This window comes from Candidatus Eisenbacteria bacterium (assembly GCA_030017955.1).
In the GTDB taxonomy this organism is placed as follows: Bacteria; Eisenbacteria; RBG-16-71-46; order JASEGR01; family JASEGR01; genus JASEGR01.
This window is the reverse complement of sequence record JASEGR010000121.1, coordinates 1-5,110: the sequence shown is the minus strand read 5'-3', so window position 1 is coordinate 5,110 and position 5,110 is coordinate 1. Positions and strand designations below refer to the sequence as shown.

Sequence of the window (5,110 nt, the reverse complement as noted above, 5' to 3'; positions counted from 1 at the left end):
CGTCAGAGGGGCGAGAAGCCCCTATGAAAGTGTCGTGTCCCGGGGCAAAGACATATACAACGAATTTCCGGGACACGACACTAGTGTGCCCTATGTTTTTTCTCTATAACATTCTCTCAATCATCGTGCTTCCATTTTATCTCTCCCTCTCGGCCCTGAGGGGAAGGCTAAACAGGGACGAGCTCAGGGAGCGTCTTGGCATTGTGGGAAAAAAGGCAGAGGGAAGACGTCTGGTCTGGATACACGGCGCTTCAGTCGGGGAGATGTCGGCGTGCGTCCCTCTTGTCAGGGAAATAAGAAAGAGGTTCCCGGGGATTGGCGTGGTTGTGTCGTCAATGACAAGAGCAGGTAAGACAGCGGCCGCCGAAAAGATTCCAGGGGCCGGAGAGGTCTTCCTCGCTCCACTCGATGCATCTCTTTGTACGGAGACCGCACTGAGGAGGATTTCTCCCGATGCTGTCATCGTTCTCGAAACAGAGCTTTGGCCGAACCTTCTCCGGTCTGCAAGCAAAGCGCACGTAAAGTGTGCGATAGCAAATGGAAGACTTTCCGAGAGGAGTGCCGGGCGCTACCGGTTCTTGAGGCCGGTTCTGAAGCCGATCCTTGCAGGAATGGATGCAGTCATTGTTCAGACAGATGATGACATGGAGAGGTTCTTGCGCCTGGGTGCGGTAAGGGAAAGAACGAAAGTCCTGGGGAACATGAAGGATGATATGAACACGCCGGGAGAGATTCCGCCTGACGAGAAGGCGCTGCTCAGAGAATCACTCGGTCTTGGCTCAAAGAGAAGAGTCGTCGTTGCGGGAAGCACAAGGCCCGGTGAAGAAGAGGAGATAGTCGCCGCATTTGAGAAAGTGCGGGGAGAGTTTCCGGAGACCCTTCTCGTTCTCGCCCCCCGCCATATGAAAAGGGTGAAGGAAGTCGAAAGGATTCTCTCCAACTCCGGGCTGAGTTTCAGAAAAAGGACTGTGCCGGATTCGCGTGACGCCTCACAGGTTAACGTCGTCCTTCTGGATACTGTTGGTGAGCTCAGGAAGTTTTTCTCAGCGGCTGATATTTCATTTGTCGGCGGGACTATCAAGCCGTATGGAGGCCACAATGTCATTGAGCCGGCGGCCCTTGGAATTCCCGTGAGTTTCGGCCCGAATTTCGAAAAGTGCAAGGATGCGGCTCTTGCTCTGATAGAATCCGGCGGCGGGAAAGTCGGCAGAGACGGGATCGAGCTGGGTGACATCTGGCTTGGATGGATGCGCGATAAGAGTAAGAGAACGACGGCCGGGAAACATGCCGTCAGAACAGTTCTCGGCAGAATGGGCGCCTCGGAGAGGACTGTCTCCTTTCTTGCCGAGCGAGGAGTCCTCCGGTGATGTCTACTGGAAAGACAAACCCGCTCTTCCTGCCTCTTTCGATTGTCTATCTTGCCGGCGTTGAGGTCCGGCTAATTCTTTTCAGGCTTGGCGTCCTGAGAAGGAGCTCGGCCCCAGGACCTGTAATAAGTGTCGGCAACCTTACGGCGGGCGGTACCGGAAAGACCGTCGTGGTTGAGAAAGTTGCCCGGCTCCTGGCTGCAATGGGTGCAAAGCCCGCTGTCCTGACCAGAGGATACGGCCGGAGTTCGAGATCAACTGTGGCAATCCTCGGAGGGAAAGAAGATGGGGAAGAGCCTGGTTTTCAGGTCGCGGGCGACGAACCTCTTCTCCTCTCGCAGAAGCTTCACGATGTGCCCGTTGTCGTCGGGAAGAGGAGAGTCAGGTCTGCTTTCCTGGCGTCCCGGACATTCGGCTCGAAGGCCTTCGTCCTGGATGACGGTTTTCAACACATTTCCCTCAAGAGGGACCTGGACATTGTTCTCATTGATTCCGCAGAGTTCCGGGAAATGAAATATCTTCTGCCCGCAGGTCCAATGAGAGAACGGTGGAGCTCACTTGGGAGAGCCGGCCTTGTCGTGCTGACAAAGACTGATGAGGGTGAAAGAGATATTCTTCAGAGATTGAAGAAGAGATTGCCGCCCGGTGTACCTGTTCTGAGCGAGACTCACAGAGCAGTGGCAGTCAAGTTTCCCTGGAGCGGGAGAGTTGAGGGCGTTGAATTCCTCAACGGAAAGAACGTCATCGCTCTTTCCGGAATCGGAAGGCCTTCGTCCTTTGAGAGACTCATCTCCCGGCACGGAGCAAGGGTTCTTCATTCTCTCAGATATCCGGATCACCACTCCTACTCGAAGAAAGATCTGAAGGATGCCTTCCTCCTGCAAGCTGACAAAGGGGCGTCTTTTGTCGTGACTACCGAAAAGGATGAGAAGAGGATTCCGTTTCTGCCGGAATACGGTAAGAGCCTTGGGGTGGTTGTGATAGAAGCCGACTTCGGCGGGGACGAAGAGAAACTCAAGGGCTGCATTGAAAAAGCTGCTGGCCCCATTCTTACAGCAGGCCGCAAGACGGGTTGAAGGTTGGACGGGTAAAATGTATGATTAGTCCGGGCTGAAGGAGATGGAGTGACTTTGTGAAAATAGAGGAATACTCGCTCTTATCCGAGGAAGAACTCAAGACAAGAATAGCCCGGCTGAAAGTGGGGAAGGGCGCCGTCATCCTCGCGCACAGCTATCAGAGGCAGGAGGTGCAGGATGTCGCCGATTTCATCGGGGACTCTCTGGGCCTCTCTCAGGAGGCAAGGAGAACCGATTCCAGCATAATAGTCTTCTGCGGTGTGCACTTCATGGCTGAGAGTGCAAAGATTCTTAACGTGCACAAGAAGGTTCTTCTCCCGGACCCCGCGGCCGGCTGCCCGCTCGCCGACATGGTGACTCCTCAAATGCTCAGGAAACTCAAACGAAAGCATCCGGGCTCGGCCGTTGTCTGCTACATAAATTCAACCGCCGCCGTAAAGGCGGAAAGCGACATATGTTGTACATCAGCAAATGCGGTAAAGGTGGTTCAGAGCCTCGGTGAACGGGACATAATATTCATCCCGGACAAGAATCTCGGCGCTTACGTGAGCTCCGTAACCGGAAAGCCGATGATCCTGGGAAACGGATTCTGCTACGTGCACGAGCAGTTCACGGTGCGCGATGTTCAGAGGGCAAGGAAACTTCACCCTGACTTCACTGTCGTCGTTCATCCGGAGTGCAAACCCAGTGTGACTGCCCTTGCAGACGCAGTCACATCTACGAGCGGGATGGTCGCGCTTGCCGAGGAGAAGGATAAGCTTGTCTTCGGAACCGAGGAGGGTTTGATCCAGAGGTTGAGGAAGACTTACCCTCTGAAACAGATCGAGTTTCTTGGAAAAGAGAACCTGTGTGCAACGATGAAGCTTACCACGCTTGAGAAAGTCTTGAGATCCCTGGAAGAGGAAGTCCACGAGATTGAGCTTGAGCCTTCCGTGATAGAGGGAGCCGGGAGGGCGCTCGAGAGAATGCTCGAAGTGAGCTAGGGAAACAATGACCTCAGACATTCTGATAATCGGTTCAGGGATTGCAGGCCTAATCTTTGCGCTCAAGGCTTCTGAGCACGGGAGGGTCATCATTGCCACAAAGAAGGGAAACGCCGAATCCAGCACGAACTACGCGCAGGGAGGGATAGCCTGCGTTCTTGGAGACAGCGACAGCTTCGACAAACATATCCGGGATACTTTGAAATGCGGGAAGGGACTCTCTAAGAAGGATGTAGTAGAGGCGGTGGTAAGGCAGGGGCCTGATGGGATCAGAGAACTCATTCAGTACGGCGCCAGGTTCTGTCTTGAGGAGTCGGATTCCTCGCACTTTTCCCTGGGCCGCGAAGGAGGGCATTCGGAAAGAAGAATAGTGCATGCCGAGGATCTCACCGGACGCGAGGTCGAGCAGGCGCTCCTTCGGGCTGTAGCATCCAGGAAGAACATACGCGTTCTTGAACACCATTTCGCTGTCGACCTGATACTCGGCTCAAAGGTTTCCGGGAAAAGGACCGGCCCGCGCGATGAATGCTGGGGAGCGTATGTCATGAATACAAAGACCAGGAAAATTGCGCCGTATCTGGCCAAGGTGACGGTTCTTGCGACAGGGGGAAGTGGAAGGGTCTATCTGTACACGTCGAACCCGGACATTGCGACAGGCGACGGCCTGGCTATGGCGTATCGCGCAGGGGCCAGGCTAGCAAATCTGGAGTTTGTCCAGTTTCACCCGACGTGTCTTTTTCATCCGGTGGCAAGGTCGTTTTTGATTTCGGAAGCGGTGAGGGGCGAAGGAGCTGTCCTGAGGACTGTCGACGGAAAAGCATTCATGGAGAGATACCACAAAGACGGGTCACTTGCTCCCCGGGACATCGTGGCCAGGGCAATCGACAGAGAGATGAAGAAAAGGGGAGACAAGTACGTCTTTCTGGATATAACCAGGCTTGGCGCTGACAAAGTAAAGAAGAGGTTTCCCAACATCTATGAGAAGTGCCTGTCTGTCGGAGTTGACGTAACTAAAGAGTTTGTCCCGGTTGTGCCTGCGGCTCACTATATGTGCGGCGGCGTCATAACTGACATTTGCGGCCGGACATCACTGAGAAGACTCTTTGCGTGCGGAGAGACCTCCCATACCGGCATGCACGGTGCAAACAGGCTTGCCTCAAACTCCCTCCTTGAGGCGGTTGTCATGTCTCGGGCAGCGGCAGAATGCGCCCGTGAATTTGTCAGAGAAGAGGTAATTGTTCCCGACGTCCCACAGTGGCAAAGAGGAAGGGCGACCAAGCCCAAGGAGACCGTGGCATTTGATCACAATTGGGACGAGGTCAGGAGATTGATGTGGGACTTTGTCGGAATTGTGCGATCGAACGAGAGACTCTCTTTTGCGAAGAAAGAGATCGCCCTCCTGAGAGAGGAGATCGAATCGTTCTACTGGAAATACATCCTGGACGCCGACCTCATAGAACTGAGGAATATTGCCCTCGTGGCCGAGCTCATAATAACCTGTGCGAGCCGAAGAAAGGAGTCGAGGGGGCTTCACTACAATATTGACTATCCCATGGAAGACGATTTACGTTTCAAGAAGGATACCGTGATATCGAAAGGAAACTAGTGTGCCGTCCCAGAAATAACTTGACGAAATGCAGGGTGTTTCATAAGGCACACTGCCAGGGGGTATGAGGGGGTCGTG

Annotated in this window: 4 protein-coding genes; all 4 read left to right on the top strand. The window is 54.0% G+C overall.

The genetic code is table 11. The features are described 5' to 3' along the window. Window positions 1–1,367 (top strand): 3-deoxy-D-manno-octulosonic acid transferase (locus QME66_12530; protein ID MDI6809781.1); only part of this gene is annotated, 1,367 nt, incomplete at its 5' end. Further along, window positions 1,367–2,443, top strand: coding sequence for a tetraacyldisaccharide 4'-kinase (gene lpxK, locus QME66_12525; protein ID MDI6809780.1), 1,077 nt, complete (start codon window positions 1,367–1,369; stop codon window positions 2,441–2,443). The genes QME66_12530 and lpxK, both read left to right, overlap by 1 nt. A gap of 56 nt (window positions 2,444–2,499) precedes the next feature. Then, a complete protein-coding gene (gene nadA / locus QME66_12520) occupies window positions 2,500–3,426 on the top strand; it encodes a quinolinate synthase NadA (protein MDI6809779.1) in 927 nt (308 codons plus the stop codon). A gap of 7 nt (window positions 3,427–3,433) precedes the next feature. After that, complete coding sequence (nadB, locus tag QME66_12515) at window positions 3,434–5,032, top strand: L-aspartate oxidase (protein MDI6809778.1); 1,599 nt, start codon at window positions 3,434–3,436, stop codon at window positions 5,030–5,032. Window positions 5,033–5,110: the final 78 nt, after the last annotated feature.